This window comes from Dickeya aquatica, assembly GCF_900095885.1.
Classification (GTDB): Bacteria; Pseudomonadota; Gammaproteobacteria; order Enterobacterales; family Enterobacteriaceae; genus Dickeya; species Dickeya aquatica.
Genome location: NZ_LT615367.1, coordinates 1198030 through 1214155, shown reverse-complemented (window position 1 = coordinate 1214155; position 16126 = coordinate 1198030). Strand labels below are relative to the sequence as shown.

Genomic DNA, 16126 nt, shown 5'->3' with positions numbered 1-16126 from the left:
AGACCTCGCGACTCTCAAGTAGGCCGCTTCGTGCTGTGAGTTCAACGGGTCGATGCAACGCTATCCTTAATCAAGGGGGGACGTTGCCAGCTTAAATGCTGCAATCATCAATACGGAACTTAGCTCTTAGACAGTGGCATACCCGTAGCTATTAGCCCAAAAATGTATGTCCCGCTCTCTGAGGGCTGCTACAACCTGCTACATGTAGCAGGTTGTAGCAGGGTACCGAGGCACAATATCGAATTTTTTACTTCGAAATGTAACCATTATGTTAATGTCTCGGTGGGGCATCAGCCCCTACCCGAGGAACCATTAACGACCTAATCCACCTAAGCATGAGCACTGGCTTGTGCCAAAGTTGCGGTAAACGCTGTAGGTATCCTTGGTCCTGGTTTTCGCCAGATACGCCAGTCGAATTAGGAAACCCCAGTAGACTGGGCTACGATCCAAGGCGTCGAATCGGCTAAACCTATAAACAGCATTTGGTGGGAATTCAGCTAATGTTGCGTAATCAGGGTAATCAAGCCCTAGAGCACTGCACCAAGCTTTCTGTATTCGGGTAGCCATATTGTCAGCATCGGGGTCCTGGTAATTACCCAAATACCCATAGACATCGGCATTGAACAACAACACAAGGTGATAATGCGGGTGTACGCTTGTATCTCGTTCTCTACACCATCCATAAGATGGTAATGTCGGATCTCCCGGTCTTCTGGACCGGTTATGATCCGCCCGTAACTGACTTTTCAGTGACTCGAAGAAGCGAGTGATTGCCTGCGTATCATCGCGCTGGAAGCATATTGGTAGATCAGGCTCTCCCGGTACATGAGACAGAGCGAACCTCGTGTCAGTACGAATAGCCAGTATCCGGTTATGCAGCTCCAGCGTGTCGTAGACCATTTCAAGCAGTGAATTGAGAATATTGAGGTCAATGGGTGATCTATACTTTCTGGAGGCTATTTCTACCAAGTCATCAATCTCTGCATTGCTAAGCTTATACTGCGAATTCATAATAATCCTTAAGTTTGTAAATATTAATATTTGGATAATGGGTAGCCCTCACGCTACCCATGTGATGTTGGATATACTCCCTATAGGGGGATGTACAGGTGTAGGATATAGAATAACCACTGAGATATATTACATATACCAGTTAAAATCCATTGGTTGTCCTCACTAGTAATTTAACCTGAATCCGCTGTGTCACTGTGCTTAAGGTCAAAAAAAAATATTAACCAGACAGATTTTAATTGCTCTGAAGTTATTCGAAGTTAGGTAGCTTACTCATCGCTATCGATCCCGAGTATAAAATAGGGATGTTAGTCTTCTCAGCCAAGTCTTTCGGTTCCATTGTTGAACCAATAAATTTTACATAATTAACCCCTCCTCTTTCGAATAATTGCACTACACCTTCAGACTCAAGTTGTTTTAAAGTAGGCATCAGGTTTTCTGAACTCCTTACGGAATATGGACCTTTCTTAATAAGATCATTTCTTTTGAAGTCGTAAGAACCATTGCTAACGAGATTGTCTTCTAGGTACCATGCCAACTTTTCAGCTCTTGTAGGTTTTCGAGTGGAATCAACCTTAGCGATAAGATGATTAATAAAAAATTCTGTTATTTTTAATGATGATGTTAAAGTTTCCTTCGTAATTACTGGTGAGTCAGGTGTAATAAACATTTGCATGACTGCTGCAATCCGTGAAGCATGCTCCATAAATCGAGCACTAAAATCATCATAATGGTGTAGTTCGCCTCCTTTTTTTATTTTTTCCTGAATTTGTCTACTCTGTAAACTCCAGATGCTTTGTGCCTCAGAAGAAAAAGTAACAAATATACGTTCTTCATTTTTTTCTCTACGCCTCATTCCATCCTGCAAATGCTTGGTGACAATAGAAAAAAATTCTTCCAGCCCTGGTTCATCAGTCCATGTACCAGCATCAGGGATACAGATCAATTCAGGGATCTGTTCCATGTCGACCGGCAATAAGCGAGCCAAACATCCTGAATTCCTTGCTTTTTCACCCTGTTTTTCAAGAAAGTCATCAAATAAACCGGGCTGCATCATCAGCAGCATCGTTAGCCGTGCATCATCAACATCGTAACTGTCACGTGAAGCCCTGCTGTCTGCAATTCTTCCTTCTCCCCAAAGAGAGTTGAGTACGGGTGTATTGCGGAAAAGATTACTGTCGAAGGGCCCTCCAGCCTCATCAGACCCGAGCATCAACGATGGGGAGCCCTGCGCTAATATCTTTCTAAGTCCCTCACTTGTGGTGTCATTTTTAGTAAGATACTTTCTTATCGGTATAACTGGTTTTCTTAGATAGCATTCCTCCTGTTTATTGCGTGCTTCGCTTTCACCAGTTATCTGACGAATAGCTTTACTGTATTGTTTTTTATACTCTTTAAATTCCACTTCCCATGATGCAATCTCTAGTTCATAGCGCTCCTTCTTTAGCAGGAAATCATCTTTCAACGCATTTTCCAGTCGATAGATTGGCTCCATCAACAATTTAAATACAGTTGATTTTCTGCTTCCGGATCTTGCTAACAACAGAAGATAAAGCGATGTAAAAGTTTTCCCATTCTTAAGCTGAACATCAAATTTATCCTGGCAGGCATACGCCATTACCCCAAGTAATACGGTAAAAATAAGTTCAGCGGCAGCTCCCGTTTTAAAATGTATGTAACTTATCAATCGCTGTGAAAATGTCGGTAACGTTTGAAACTCTAAAGACAGTTCTTTTATTTTTTTACTCTTATTTCTTTTGGTCATGCATATTAGACCCTTTTTATCATTGAAAAATCAAATGACTTCAGGGGAGATCCACTTATCTATATAAGCAAATCTCCATCCTAATAATGAAATGTAAAGTTTTATGAGACGAGAAAACCTCTCGCCATCTAATTTAAATTAAATTTCCATAAATACTAAACATCAACTACCTGCAATGACTTTAAATAATTTCTGACATCATCTAAAAACCAATAATTTCTATTATTAAGGTTGATTGGTCTAACTAGCCCTGATGGGAGTCGATCATTACATAGCCACATTCTGATCGTCTGAGGTTTACGCTTGAGCAAGTTAGCTAATTCCGTCGTGGATACAAGCGAGATATTATCCATTTCTGATAATTGCAATACTTTGGATTGATTCATGCTGCCACCTCTGTAATAGAGTTGTTGGCAAATGAATTTAATGGGAGAGTAAGGAGACAAAAACAAGAAAGGAAGAGGGAACCAAAACCACTGGCAGGTTCGGGATCACTTCCATCGTTAGAACCAGAAGATGAAGAGTTTTTAGCTGATTTGCTGCTACGCCGTGACTTAATTGCCGAGCCAGTACGTGGCACACAATGAGATATCATATTCTGAAGTGTAAGGCTGAGTGACTTAACCCTTAGGTGTTTCTGATGAATAGCCTGATTCATTGCATGAAGAGCAACTTTCTTGTAATGATTTTTAAACCATTCATCAAGAGGCTGTGCATTAGCTGATGGTGCATGGTATTGGATTTCAAAACTTACATCATTCGACCCTAGCATGTTCGCCAGAATTTCTTGATCATCGTTAATGGTGCTGGAACTAGTATTAAGATCAAACATCCTGATACATCTCCTTTATGGTTAAGATTATGAGTCGATTTTTATCTAAGTTTATAGGTTTGTCAACATACAAAAATCATCATTAACCTATTGATAAAAAAGAAAATCAACGCATATCAACGTTTTTTTCTTTGCTGATTTTTGCTTGTTCCAGTATCCAAATCTCGATTTTTTCATGCCACTTACGTAACAAATCTAATGGGCGGCGGCGATAGTGTTTCTCAGCAAGGGCACTAGGTTTATGGCCCATAATCTGCGCAACAACGCCTGTCGGTACTTCGACCCATTCTGAAAGCGTACCGAAGCTTCGGCGTAGGCCGTGTAAGCTTATATGAGGAAGTTTTGCTCGCAGCAAAGCTTGGTTATGAGCCTTTCTGGGTTCAACTATTTTTCCGCTTTTACTGTTACTATTAAAAACCCATTGGCTGTTATCAGACTTCGCTTTTCTTGTATTGGCCAGTTTTGACAATAGGGCTGATACATATGGCGTCAGCGGAATAGTACGTTCGCCTTCAACCTTATCCTTGATGCGCATACTGGACCATTTGAAATCAATATCCTCCCAGCACAGTGAAGCAATTTCCTCTCGGCGTGCTCCCGTCAGCAAGAGCACCTGAAGGTAGGTTGATATCATTGGATTGCTTAACCGTTTTACTTCGGTAAACCAGTTTTCAAGCTGCTCTTTTTGCAAACAGTCATCAGCTTTACTGGCTGATACGGGGACCATTTTTCTGACGTTTCTATCTTGTGTTAAGTCTGTCGGTATTACGCCGTGAAACTGTTTATGGTCTTCAACCCACTTAAGGAATGTTCGCAGTATCCGATAGGCGTTAGCGGTAACAGTAGGGCGAGTTTGTCTTTCTCGGGTTAACCAATCAGTTACAAGCATTGGTGTTATTTCGCTGAGTGGCAAATCAAGAAAGTATGCCAGCGGTGCAGCCATCGTTTGACCGTTACCTACTTTTTTGGCATTGCCGCCTCGATCTGAAAGCCTTATGTGATCGGCAAGGTATCGCTGAGAATAGGGGCGTTTGGTCTTTGCACTTATGCCCGTTTTTAACTCTTCAAGATATTCCTCCCAAGCAACAGAAAAGATCACTTTTCCCCTGTGATATTCAGCTTGCTGAGATTGCAGCGCAGCGATTTTCTCGGCTTTTGCAATTCTGGGGTCTGTTCCAGTATCTACCAAGGTTTGCAATCGTCTGGCTTCGCTTCGGGCATCATCAATCTTCCAGTCATTGATATTGCCGATGGTCATGCGCAGCGTTTTGCCCAGAAATACACTTTGGAAAATATATGCTTTCGTTCCTTTAGTTGCGCGGCAAGCCAGTGCTGGCACTTCCGTATCCCAAAGAAAGACTTGGGATTTACCTTCAGTGAGTTCAAATTTACGGAGGCGTTCTAAGGTGAGTTTTTGTCTTGAAATAGCCATTGGGCGCTCCTTAACGGGTTTCTGACATTAGAATCTAATGTAACGGCGTATGTAAGTAAACTCAGTCCATAGAGATCCATTCCCATCAATTTGCATCAACATGAGGAATCCTATACTGTAATGTTTTATAAGTAAAAAGTGATTTTTTTAATTGGTTTTCAGGGGGTAAAAAAAGAAGACCTACGCACTTCTAAGCCGTAGGTCACAGGTTCGAATCCTGTAGGGCGTACCATAAAAATCAATTAGTTATATAGATAGCCTCTAAATACGAAATTGATACAGGTGCTCTAGCGGGTGTCGTTGCGATTTACGATGATTTGCACTTCTCAAGTGCTGATATGCGCTCAGATAGAGCGTCAATCTTATCGATTAAAGCCAGGCTGTGTCCCGTAACTATTTTTTGTACAATCAGGGACATGAGTTCACCACAAAAAGTGCTTCAATTTGGCTCGTTACGATTTCCCCGATGAAGCATGGGCGCTGATGTCTCCCATGCTGCCACCTGAAAGAGGCTCTTCCAGAGGCGGGCGTCCTTACGTTGCGCACAGACATGTCATGAATGGCGTATTTGGGGGGCTTTGCTCTGGCGCGCCGTGGCGGGATTTACCTGAGCGCTATGGTCACTGGAAAACCCTTTACAACCGTTTTAACCGGTGGTCTAAAGCCGGAGTAATGAACAGTGTTTTCAATAAATTACTCCAGATTCTGGATGAATGCGCATTGATTGACTGGGATGTTATCGCGCTGGATGGCAGTAATGTTCGCGCCCTGAAGGCGGCGGCCGGTGCGAAAAAAACATCCCGATGAACACGAGGACCATGGGCTGGGTCGCTCTCGCGGCGGCTTTGGCACCAAAATCCATCTGGCGACAGATGGCACAGGGTTACCCTTAAGTTTTTGCCTGAGCGGCGGACAAGCCCACGAAAGCCGATACGCGGAAACCCGGCTTAACCGGGTCGGGATTATCCGAAAAAGCGGGCATCTGAAATCACGTCCGAAAGCGGTACTGGCGGATAAGGGTTACTCAAGCAACAGTCTTCGCATTTATTTGAAAATAAAAAGAATAAAAGCAGTTGTTAGGTTAAGGGACACAGCCTAAATCCCTTAAAGGGAACTCAGTCCGAATTGAGCGAGTCTTTTCAATCGCCAAATATCCCAAATCACCCACCGGACCGAGCGATGCCGATCATAGCAGCAGTCGCTGATGAAGAACGACAACTGATGTGCCAGCCAGCCCAACAGACCCGCGATAATCCGTCAAATATCTTATTTCGTCTGCTCTTCGTGCGGGATGTTGAACCAGGTGACATACAACACAGGCAGGAATAATAGCGTCAGGACGGTGCCGACGATAATACCGCCCATCATGGCATAAGCCATTGGCCCCCAGAAAATCTCGCGCGCGATGGGAATGAGAGCAAGCGTGGCGGCGGCAGCGGTTAACATGATCGGCCGCATACGATGTTCGGTGGCCTGTACCACTGCCTGCCAGGGCGATATTCCTTCGGCACGTAAGGTGTCGATATGCACGACCAGAATCACCGAGTTGCGGATTAAAATGCCCACCAGCGCCAACACACCCAAAATGGCGACAAAGCCCAGAGGGGAATTACTCAGCAGCAATGCCGCCACCACGCCTATCAAGGCCAACGGAGCCACAGAAAACACCAACAACAGACGATGAAAACTTTGTAACTGAATCATCAACATGGTAGCCATGACAAAAAGCATGACGGGGACCACCTTCACTATCGGTGCCTGTGCTTTCGCACTCTCTTCAACCGCTCCGCCTGTTTCTATCGTATAGCCCTGAGGAAGGCTCTGTCGTAACACCTCCACGTTTGGCTCAAGAGCCTGCACAATGGTTGCAGGTTGAATATCTCCGCTGACGCCCGCTTTCAGCGTGATGGTGGCAGCCCGATCGCGCCGCCAGATAGTCGGTTGCTCAAGCTGATAACTGAACGTCGCGACGGAGGATAGCGGGACTTGCCGACCATTGTTTCCATCGAGCTGCAAATCCAGCAACGCGTCCACCGAACCGCGATCTTTTGCCTGACCTCGCCACAATACGTTGATCAGATAGATATCGTCGCGAACCTGCGTGACCACCTCGCCACCGGTCAGACCATTCAGCGCCTGGGCAATAGCCTGCGAGGAAACCCCCATCTGACGGGCCTTATCTTGCAATACGTTCACCTTGACCACCCGGGCAGGTTCATTCCAGTCGAATGCCAGATTGGTCAATGAGGGGTTTTGTCCGATAACAGCGGCCAGTTTATGCGCCTCGGTGCGTACTGTCTGGATGTCCGGCCCGGCGACCCGGTACTGCACCGGCTTACCCACTGGCGGGCCTACGTCCAGCAGCTTGACGTAGGCATCCGTGCCGGGGAATGTGTGAGCCAGGTAGGCGCGATACTCTTTTTGCAAACGGTCCCGGGTTTTGATGTCTTTCGCCACAATCACCATCTGGCCGAGCGACACCGAAGAGGGCTGAACATCGAAGGATAAAATAAAGCGCGGTGCGCCAGTGCCGATATAACTCGACCAGTGATCGACATCGGGATTATTTTGCAATTTCTCCCGCTCGAATTGCGCCATTTGCCGGCTGGTTTCCTCAATAGAACTGTTTTGCGGCAGGTTCCAGTCCACGATCAGCTCCGGCCGGTCAGAACTGGGGAAAAACTGATGTTGCACCAGCGACATACACAGAACGGAAACGATAAAGGCCGCACAGGTACTGCCAATGGTTAACCACCGATGGCGCAGACAATATTGCAGCATGCGGGAAAACGTGTGGTCGGTGCGGCTCTTGTGCTCGGCTTTCTTTGTTATCGTCTTCGGCAGCAGTGCTACGCCCAACAGCGGGGCGATCAGTACCGCGACAACCCAGGACACGATCAGTGAAACAGCGATCACCACAAACAACGTGAACAGAAATTCGCCGGCATTACTGGCATTAAAACCGACGGGAATGAAACTGGCTACCGTGACCAGCGTTCCGGTTAACATCGGAAAAGCGGTGGAGGTGTAGACATGCGTTGCCGCTTTTCTGAGGCTATCCCCCATTTCCAGACGGGCCACCATCATTTCTGTCGCAATCATCGCATCATCGACCAACAGTCCTAACGCGATAATCAGTGCACCCAGGGATATGCGTTGTAATGAAATGCCGGAGTAATACATCACCAGGAAAGTGATGGCCAGCACCAGCGGAATGGAAATGGCCACCACCAGGCCAGCCCTGACGCCGAGGCTGATAAAACTGATCGCCAGCACAATGACCACCGCTTCAAATAAGGCACGGGTAAAGCCGGACACGGCGTCATCCACAATCGCGGGTTGGTCGGACACTTTGGACACCGACACCCCGGCCGGCAGGTCGTGCATAATATGGTCGATAATCCGATCCAGCGCATGGCCGAACACTAGCAAGTTGCTGCCTGACTTGATGCCTACCGCCAGCGCGATGGCGGGTTTGCCGTCGTAACGAAATAGCGAAGTCGGTGGATCAACATAACCACGGGTAATGTTGACCACGTCGGTAAGCGGGAAGAAGCGATTATTAATACGTAAGTTGATGTGTCGCAGGCTTTGCTCGGAGGCGAAGCCGCCATCCACCCGTAATGCAATACGGTCCGATCCCGCTTCAATAACGCCGGACGCAGTCACGGCATTCTGAGCCTGCAATGCCGCGATAACGTCACTGCGGCTTACACCCAGTTCGGCACTTTTGCGGGGATTGAACTCAAGGTAAATCACTTCATCCTGCGCGCCAAGGATCTCAACGCGTCCGACGTTGGGGATGGTCAGGACTTTCTTTTGCGCATCGTTGACATAATCACGCAACTGGCGTTGGCTGATGCCATCGCTGGTGAAGGCATAAATATTACCGAACACATCATCGAAGCGATCGTTTAAAAAAGGGCCCTGTATACCAACTGGAAAATTGCCCTGGATATCCGCCATCATATTGCGAACCCGTTGCCAGATGGCACGAACATCCTTTGACGGCGTATCTTCCTTCAAATCGACGAAAATAACCGTTTTTCCAGCCGTTGTCTGGCTGCGGGTGTGACTTAATGTATCGATTTCCTGTAGTTTTTTTTCAATACGGTCAGTCACCTGATTTGTCATTTCTTCCGCAGTGGCTCCGGGCCACTGCGCCTGTATGACCATCGTTTTGATGGTAAATGCGGGATCTTCTTCTCTTCCCAGTTCCTGATAGGAAAAGAAACCGATCACCGCAGAAATAATGATGAAATACCACACCAGAGATCGGTGCTCCAGCGCCCAGTCCGAAAGGTTAAATTTGTTCACAGCGTAGACGTCCTCTCAATGCGGATTTTTTGCCCCGGTTGCAAGCTGTTCACACCGGCAATAACGATCTGCTCACCTTCCTGCAATCCACCCAATACACGTACCGAATCCCCCTGTGATGCAGGCATTAACTGGATTTCTCTCAGGCTGACGGTCAGGCTGGATGGGTTAATCACCCAGACGAAATGCGCCTGCTGTCGTTCAAGGATGGCGGTAGCGGGGACAACCAACGGTGTGTCAGTCTTTCGTGCCATCAGGGGGAAACGGTCACCACGGTGCCTAAACGAAACGCCTCGGGCGCATCATTAATGGCAATTTTCACCCGGCGCATGCGCGTCGCCGCATCTGCCGCCGGGGCAATCTCTCTCAGTTCTCCAGTCCATTTCACGGCGGGATCCATCTGCAGCGCGACCTCAAACCGATGGCCCAGAGTCACGTCTTTTAGCTGAGATTCCGGCAGGTCAACCACGGCATCGCGCTCACCCAGATAAGCTATCTGCAATACCGTCTGACCAGCAGCCACCGTCTGCCCGGTCTCAACCGACACTGCGGTGATGACACCATCCACGCGCGCTTTCAGTTCGGCATAACTTAACTGCTCACTGGCTTTGCGTAGTCTGGCCTGTGCCACATCGACTGCCGCCTGAGCGGCGGTAAGGCTTTGTTCGGCCGCCTCAAGGTTCTCAACGCTGGTGACATTGACCGCTGCAAGACTCCGTTGACGCTTCGCCGTGATAACGGCGTTTTGCAGTTTTGCCTGGGCATCTTGCACGCTAGCCCGCGCACTTTGTACAGCGAACGCCAACGCCAGAGGATCGAGCCGGGCGAGTACCTGCCCGGCTTTCACCTCATCGCCCACCTCAACATGCCGGGACACGACACGGCCCGGCGTTTGAAAGGAAAGCGCGGAGGTGACACGCGGCTGCACCGTCCCGGCCAGGCTCATCCCGCCGGAGGATTCCTTAAGCGCTGTGGCAGATAACACGTAACGCGGCGAGGGATTGACGGCGGCTTTATCATCACACCCCGCGATTGATGCCAGCACCATCGCCATCGGGCCCATTAAAAACCATTGTTGTCGGTTCATGTCACGGTTGCTCCCTGGAAACATGCTGTCCTGCTACCAGAAATTTGCTGCCCTCAGTCACCACCCACGCACCGGATGTAAGACCGGCGGTCACGATAACGTCTTGCGAACGATAGCGTGCAACCGAGATCTCATGCAGGGAAACCGTATCTTTCCCTTCCGCTATCACCCACACCGCGGGTTTGCCCTGATGTGATGTCAGCGCACCGGGTGGCAGTAAAATGCCCGGTTGCTCGCTGACCACGATATTGCCGACAACGGGTGCGCCGAGCGGCCATTGCGCAGAGACGGGTAATGCGGTTTTAACGTGCACGGTGCCACTGGCTTCATCCAGCACGGGGGCCATTTCGCGTACTTGCGCGGTGACAGCCTCCCCTTCTTCTGCCGAAATCAATCTCACCAGGAGGGCATCGCCAGCATGTTCATTGAGTAAAATCGCTTCCGGTACATCAAATACCGCATCACGGGGGCCATCATGCGCCAGAGTGAGCACGGTTTGTGCTGAAGCGACCACCTGTCCAACTTCCAGTTGCCGCGAAACAATCACACCATCAGCATCGGACTTGAGTTCGGTATACGTCAGTGCATCCTTCGCCGTATCAAGTGAAGACTGCGCGCTGACCACCCCAGCCTGCGCACTGCTTAAATCCTCACGCGCCTGATCCCACTCGGCCTGTGGGATAGCGTGGATTGTCAGCAACTTTTGGTCGCGACTAAAAATACGTTGTTTTAGCTGGAGCGTTGCGCGTGCCGAATGCAACGTTGCCAGGGCAACATCCACGTCTGCTTTTTTTTCGATATCATCAAGGCGGGCAAGGACCTGTCCTTTCTGAACCCGGCTTCCGACATCAACCAGACGTGCAATAACTCGCCCTTCGGTGCGGAATGCCAGATCGGCCTGAAAGCGCGCCGTCACCTCCCCCGAGATTTGCGCCTCATTTTGATACCGGACCTTTTGCACCTGTCGTGCTTTTACCGGCTGCGGAGGTGGCGTCAGCGCCTGTTTTTGCTCGTCACACCCTGTCAGGGCTATCCAGGCTAACCCGTACGCGATCATCGAAAACCGTGGCATGGGATCCTCATCGTTAAAACCGTATAAATAGACGTTACGTGTAAAATTGACTGACTTGTCAGTCAATTAAATGCGCAACACGTTTGATGCCCGTTAAAAATGGCTTCACTTTTTCGTATTGATTTTCAGTGGTATTGAAGTGTGTCATGATCGTAGCAGAACATGATCGAACGTCGCCCCGCCCCCTAAGGAGTACGGTGGAATGTTAAACAAGATGACGCGGGCTGAACAAAAAGCGCAGCGCCCTCAGAAAATTCTGGAAGCCGCTTTTGAAGAGTTCAGCCTCAAAGGTTATGCCGCAGCCCGGCTTGATGACATTGCCAAACGTATCGGTATCAGTAAGGGGACCATTTACCTCTACTTTCCGACGAAAGAAGCCTTATTCGAGGCGATGACTCATCACCACTCTCAGCCTTACCGGGACGTTCTGACCACCGCAGAATCCTTTAAAGGCAGTTGCTCTGAGCGTCTGCGAGCGTTGCTTTTGTTTGCCTTCGAAAAGATCTCCAAAGATAAAAAAATCCAACAATTGCTACGATTGTCACTGACTGAAGGCTCCCGTTTTCCGGAGATCGTTGACCGCTATTACCACGAGTTTGTCGGGCCGCTCGCCGGAGCAATAGGTAAACTACTGGCTGATGGCGTTGCAGCCGGGGAGTTTCGTGCCGGGCCGGCAACAAGCACCCCCGAGGTGATAATGGGCTCGATTTTGCATCTGATGATATTGCATATTAATGTCCCCGGCCGCCGACGTATCAATAAACAAACGTTAGTAGAAGCCCATCTGGATCTGACACTGAATGGCTTGCGGGCCCACCAATCATAGTCCGCCTGCCAACGCCGGCCTCTTAGTATCGAAGGTAAACACCGTGCGGCAGCGTTCATCCTCAACCCAGGCGTGATTCACTTCGCTTAACGGACGTCGCTGGAATGGAATGGAGAAATCGCTCCGTGCGGCGGCGTCCAGCAGTTCGCTGACAGAAGCAACCAGTTCTGAATTCGATACGCTGCCAAGCCCGCTGCCCATCAGCGTCAGCCCTGAAGAACGCAATAATTTACTGTGTAGCGCAATATCCTGACCGCTCAGCGAACCGATTTGGACAAAGCGCACCACTTTCTCACCGCCAGCAGTGGCGGCGACCATAATATCAAGTGCGCTCTGGCCCCAAAGATAGTCCAGTACCACATCGATGCCCTCAGCCATCAATGCTGGCAGTGTGGTCGGCAATGTATCCAGCGTAATCGCCACATCGGCACCTTCCGCACGCAGTTTCTCCAGAACCTGTTGGTTGCGGCCGGTAACAATCACTTTTCCGGCACCAAGGTGGCGAGCAATACGCACGGCCAGTCCGCCGGATGTACCGGTTGCACCGTTTATCAGTACCGTTTCTCCTTTATGCAGTTTTGCCCGGCGCGTTAATGCCACCCAGGAAGACATACCGGGATTGGCCAGCGCGGCGGCCTGCACCAGATCCAGCGAGGCAGGTAGCGGCACGATACCCCCGACTGGCACCTGCGTTCTCTGCGCCATGCTTCCCCAGGGCGAAGTAAATGCCAAAAAGTAGACCGGATCGCCGTTACTGAGGTATCCCGTGCCGTCAATCCCGGCGATAAAAGGATACTGTAGCGATGCGCTGTAATGGGTGCCTGCCGCGCGTGATTTGGCCAATTGGCTCACCGCGGATGCTTTCACCGAGACCACTACATGCTTGTCATCGGCTTGGGGTTCCGGGAAATCACCGTACACCGGCGGTTTCCCTTTTTCAGTAACAATGGCGGCTTTCATGTTATCACCTTCAGTTAATAAGATAATGCGTGTATTATGCACACATTATGTTTACCCTGGGATAATGTCAATGAAAAATGTGCAAAATACACATAACTGTGAAACCTTCGATGACTTGCATGATGCGCTGCTGACTATCGTCGGTGTGTTTAACCGCCCTCAACGCGATGAACTGATGATAAAAGAATCCGGCATTCAGCTTGATCGCGCGCTGTTTCCGCTACTGGTGCAGATAAGCCGTTTTGGCCCCATCGGCGTAGTCGAACTCGCCGACCGTGTTGGCCGTGATTACACCACGGTGAGCCGTCAGGTCGCTAAGCTGGAGGAGACGGGGCTGGCGCAACGCCAGAAGAACATCAAGGATAAGCGGGTAAATGAAGCCATCATTACTGAAGCGGGCAAAGCGATGACCGATAAAATCGACGCCACGCGCGCGCGGATATACCGACATGTTTTTGAAGAATGGCAGGATCATGAACGCACGGAACTGACAAGATTACTGCGGAAATTTGTGATGGATTTTGCCATATCGGAAAGTGACAAAAAAAGCGATTAAGCATTGCGCCACAATACTTCACTGGCACAAGAGCGTCATACTGCCTTCTGCCAGTTTTTCAGCTTCGCGGCCCCGATAATGAAAGATGCACGAATCGCCAGCCCTCCCCCTTAATCCTGGGATAAGGCAGTACGCGTCAATATATCCATACAGCTACCGGCTTTGATTTCTCCGGTCCAGCGCTCTGTCATCGCAGATATATAAGAATATATTACTTACCCGAGGTGTACTTTTCTAAAAACACATCATTTTTTGTTACCTGTTATTAGAAAGCCATTATCAGCATATAAGAACAATACGTTTATCATCTGCTACCTGATTATTTTTCAGATAACACAATACGCTGGAATTCTTGCCTGATTGTATGAGTCCCCTATAAAAGGAATTGGCGGGATATTATTGGCAAGATACCATAGGGCTGATTTCAGGCTGATTAGCGTAAGGGCAGCGTTTTATGTCAGACAATCGTGAAATGATGCTATGCCACGATCTTGCAAACAAGGCGAAGATCATGTCGATTTGTACGATAAGACAGACAAAATCCCGTTTGATCGTCTGGATCGGTTTTTTAAAGAAAATCTGAAATAGTTTTAGCGCCGGGGAAAGGCCGTTAATTGTCAATGTGCGCGTGGTCTACTGTCACGATATCCCTTCGCGCACATGCTTTTTCGACAGCGGCGTTATGCTTCATCAAAGGCTTTTTTGTCTTCCGTCAGAATGTGTTCGATACAGAGCTCGTAGACAAGAAACTGTGAAATAGCATCAAGCTCCAGATTTCCTCTTGAGAACAAATTAACCAGATAATCTAATCGATCAATCAGGCTTTTGTGCCGCTGATGATGCTCAGCTCTGGCTGGCGATGCCTTATCTGATGATATCGATTTCTCCTCAATAATAAAGTGAGATAACATCGCTTCCCGCAGCCGTGCAATATAACTCAGTAACTGTGCTTTACTGTAATCCCGTTGGGCATACGTGGCCCATTCATTAGTAAGGTTGATGAGGTTAACATGATCACTATCAATATCATTTAACCCCGTTGATAAATTATCAGACCAAATAATTGCAGGTGCATTCTTTTCAAATTGAATCGGAACATCAAATAACGCCTTATTTTTTCCTGTTATTTTTGCGTCATATAATGCTCTGTCTGCACGATCAAACCAGCAACTCCATGTATCGGTACTCAGACAAAGAGATAAACCAATACTTACACTCAGTGTTCTGTCAGGCAGAGATACCTCATTATTCACAGCACGACATAAACGGTTGGCAATCTCGTGCAACCCGGAAAGCCCAGTGTTGGGGAAAATGACCACCAGTTCCTCTCCGCCCCATCGCCCTATAATATCCGTATCCCGTAATTGGGCCCTGCACACGGCTGATATTTTAGTTAATATCTGATCGCCAACGACATGCCCGTAGACATCGTTGACCTGTTTAAAATTATCAATATCGATGATCGCCAGAGCTACCGGTGTGCCATAGCGCTTCAGACGGCCCATTTCATAAGCCGCGACTTCATCAATTTTACGCCGGTTCCAGAGACTGGTTAACCCGTCTTTCAGGATTAACTCCATATTTAAGTAATCTGTCCGCTCCTTCGTCATGAGAATAAAACCAACAGAAAAGAAAATTACCGTAATCAAAACAGAGACATATAGCACCATCTGCGATATATCTCCTGAATAAAGACCTTTTATATCTTGTGAACGTAATAACGCAAAAAAGACCCGATACGTCAGTATCAGCATATTGGCCAGAATAGCGAAAAGAACCAGATATTTCCCCCGGCCCTTAATCTGACGCCAGAAGCGCGAGAACGCATAAATAGCCATTAGCTCAATGCAAACATAAGCAGATGAGTTATAAATGATGCGGGCGTCTTTACTTTCTTTATAAAAAAACGAAACCAGCGTCACATATGCAATCAGGAACAGTTGAGTTTTTGATGGGGCTGGGATTTTTAGGAATTTATAAATCCCCGCTATCCACATAGAAATACTGATGGCAATACAGGTTTCACCAGCCCAAATGAACAGGCTACCGTAGCTCGCGGCGGTAATGAAAAGGAGATACCCAATCCCATGCGCTATATTCGCGAAAGAGACATGATATAACCCAGATTTTCGCTCTGAGTCAGATGCTAATGATATCGTTATCCCAAAAGTGAAATTAATGACAACAATAAGTAAAAAAATTGTTTTAACATCCAGCATTAATCACGACCTTAATATTGAGGAAAGATTAATATTCATTAATTATTTT

The 16126-nt window shown here is 48.0% G+C and carries 12 protein-coding genes and 1 pseudogene; 3 read left to right on the top strand and 10 right to left on the bottom strand.

The window, feature by feature from the left end:
* Positions 1 to 312: 312 nt before the first annotated feature.
* The 4 genes from DAQ1742_RS05535 to DAQ1742_RS05520 all read right to left on the bottom strand — a co-directional run bounded on the left by DAQ1742_RS05535 (position 313) and on the right by DAQ1742_RS05520 (position 5040).
* Positions 313 to 1011, bottom strand: a complete 699-nt coding sequence (locus DAQ1742_RS05535) for an inovirus Gp2 family protein (RefSeq protein WP_035343388.1) — start codon at positions 1009 to 1011, stop codon at positions 313 to 315.
* Between the two features lie 250 nt (positions 1012 to 1261).
* Positions 1262 to 2776 (bottom strand): YfjI family protein, encoded by a 1515-nt coding sequence (locus tag DAQ1742_RS05530; RefSeq protein ID WP_035343392.1) that lies wholly within the window; start codon positions 2774 to 2776, stop codon positions 1262 to 1264.
* A gap of 382 nt (positions 2777 to 3158) precedes the next feature.
* On the bottom strand, positions 3159 to 3608 hold the full coding sequence (locus DAQ1742_RS05525; protein WP_145916204.1) for a hypothetical protein: 450 nt from the start codon (positions 3606 to 3608) through the stop codon (positions 3159 to 3161).
* Positions 3609 to 3714: 106 nt separating this feature from the next.
* Entirely contained in the window at positions 3715 to 5040 is a 1326-nt protein-coding gene (locus DAQ1742_RS05520; protein ID WP_035343394.1) for a tyrosine-type recombinase/integrase, read from the bottom strand.
* Positions 5041 to 5484: 444 nt separating this feature from the next.
* Here DAQ1742_RS05520 and DAQ1742_RS05515 point away from each other — a divergent pair.
* Positions 5485 to 6118 (top strand): annotated as a pseudogene (locus tag DAQ1742_RS05515) (IS5 family transposase); the annotation flags it as partial.
* A 188-nt stretch (positions 6119 to 6306) separates the two neighbouring features.
* On the opposite strand, the gene DAQ1742_RS05510 reads toward DAQ1742_RS05515, so the two are convergent.
* The 4 genes from DAQ1742_RS05510 to DAQ1742_RS05495 are packed head-to-tail and all read right to left on the bottom strand — an operon-like array spanning position 6307 to position 11516.
* Positions 6307 to 9357 carry an efflux RND transporter permease subunit gene (locus DAQ1742_RS05510; protein ID WP_067487201.1) on the bottom strand — a complete coding sequence of 1017 codons (3051 nt, stop codon included), beginning with the start codon at positions 9355 to 9357 and terminating at the stop codon, positions 6307 to 6309.
* Entirely contained in the window at positions 9354 to 9611 is a 258-nt protein-coding gene (locus DAQ1742_RS05505) for an efflux RND transporter periplasmic adaptor subunit (RefSeq protein ID WP_180706249.1), read from the bottom strand. The genes DAQ1742_RS05510 and DAQ1742_RS05505 overlap by 4 nt, the downstream gene beginning before the upstream one ends.
* The gene (locus tag DAQ1742_RS05500; protein ID WP_180706248.1) at positions 9611 to 10444 is read right to left on the bottom strand and encodes an efflux RND transporter periplasmic adaptor subunit; all 834 of its coding nucleotides are present in this window, start codon (positions 10442 to 10444) and stop codon (positions 9611 to 9613) included. The genes DAQ1742_RS05505 and DAQ1742_RS05500 overlap by 1 nt, the downstream gene beginning before the upstream one ends.
* A gap of 1 nt (position 10445) precedes the next feature.
* Entirely contained in the window at positions 10446 to 11516 is a 1071-nt protein-coding gene (locus DAQ1742_RS05495; protein WP_035343398.1) for an efflux RND transporter periplasmic adaptor subunit, read from the bottom strand.
* Between the two features lie 202 nt (positions 11517 to 11718).
* Here DAQ1742_RS05495 and DAQ1742_RS05490 point away from each other — a divergent pair, with 202 nt between their 5' ends.
* Entirely contained in the window at positions 11719 to 12342 is a 624-nt protein-coding gene (locus tag DAQ1742_RS05490) for a TetR/AcrR family transcriptional regulator (protein WP_035343399.1), read from the top strand.
* Here DAQ1742_RS05490 and DAQ1742_RS05485 read toward each other — a convergent pair.
* A complete protein-coding gene (locus DAQ1742_RS05485) occupies positions 12337 to 13302 on the bottom strand; it encodes a quinone oxidoreductase family protein (RefSeq protein WP_051124102.1) in 966 nt (321 codons plus the stop codon). The two genes, DAQ1742_RS05490 and DAQ1742_RS05485, sit on opposite strands and share 6 nt — an antisense overlap.
* 70 nt (positions 13303 to 13372) lie before the next feature.
* Here DAQ1742_RS05485 and DAQ1742_RS05480 point away from each other — a divergent pair, with 70 nt between their 5' ends.
* The gene (locus DAQ1742_RS05480; RefSeq protein WP_035343401.1) at positions 13373 to 13858 is read left to right on the top strand and encodes a MarR family winged helix-turn-helix transcriptional regulator; all 486 of its coding nucleotides are present in this window, start codon (positions 13373 to 13375) and stop codon (positions 13856 to 13858) included.
* A 680-nt stretch (positions 13859 to 14538) separates the two neighbouring features.
* Here DAQ1742_RS05480 and DAQ1742_RS05475 read toward each other — a convergent pair.
* Complete coding sequence (locus tag DAQ1742_RS05475) at positions 14539 to 16077, bottom strand: diguanylate cyclase (RefSeq protein ID WP_067487204.1); 1539 nt, start codon at positions 16075 to 16077, stop codon at positions 14539 to 14541.
* Positions 16078 to 16126 lie beyond the last annotated feature (49 nt).

Coding starts and splice junctions, on each gene's coding strand:
- DAQ1742_RS05480 (WP_035343401.1), top strand. CDS start 13,373: ATGAAAAATGTGCAAAATACACATAACTGTGAAACCTTCGATGACTTG.
- DAQ1742_RS05530 (WP_035343392.1), bottom strand. CDS start 2,776: ATGACCAAAAGAAATAAGAGTAAAAAAATAAAAGAACTGTCTTTAGAG.
- DAQ1742_RS05475 (WP_067487204.1), bottom strand. CDS start 16,077: ATGCTGGATGTTAAAACAATTTTTTTACTTATTGTTGTCATTAATTTC.
- DAQ1742_RS05500 (WP_180706248.1), bottom strand. CDS start 10,444: ATGAACCGACAACAATGGTTTTTAATGGGCCCGATGGCGATGGTGCTG.
- DAQ1742_RS05520 (WP_035343394.1), bottom strand. CDS start 5,040: ATGGCTATTTCAAGACAAAAACTCACCTTAGAACGCCTCCGTAAATTT.
- DAQ1742_RS05485 (WP_051124102.1), bottom strand. CDS start 13,302: ATGAAAGCCGCCATTGTTACTGAAAAAGGGAAACCGCCGGTGTACGGT.
- DAQ1742_RS05535 (WP_035343388.1), bottom strand. CDS start 1,011: ATGAATTCGCAGTATAAGCTTAGCAATGCAGAGATTGATGACTTGGTA.
- DAQ1742_RS05490 (WP_035343399.1), top strand. CDS start 11,719: ATGTTAAACAAGATGACGCGGGCTGAACAAAAAGCGCAGCGCCCTCAG.
- DAQ1742_RS05495 (WP_035343398.1), bottom strand. CDS start 11,516: ATGCCACGGTTTTCGATGATCGCGTACGGGTTAGCCTGGATAGCCCTG.
- DAQ1742_RS05525 (WP_145916204.1), bottom strand. CDS start 3,608: ATGTTTGATCTTAATACTAGTTCCAGCACCATTAACGATGATCAAGAA.
- DAQ1742_RS05505 (WP_180706249.1), bottom strand. CDS start 9,611: ATGGCACGAAAGACTGACACACCGTTGGTTGTCCCCGCTACCGCCATC.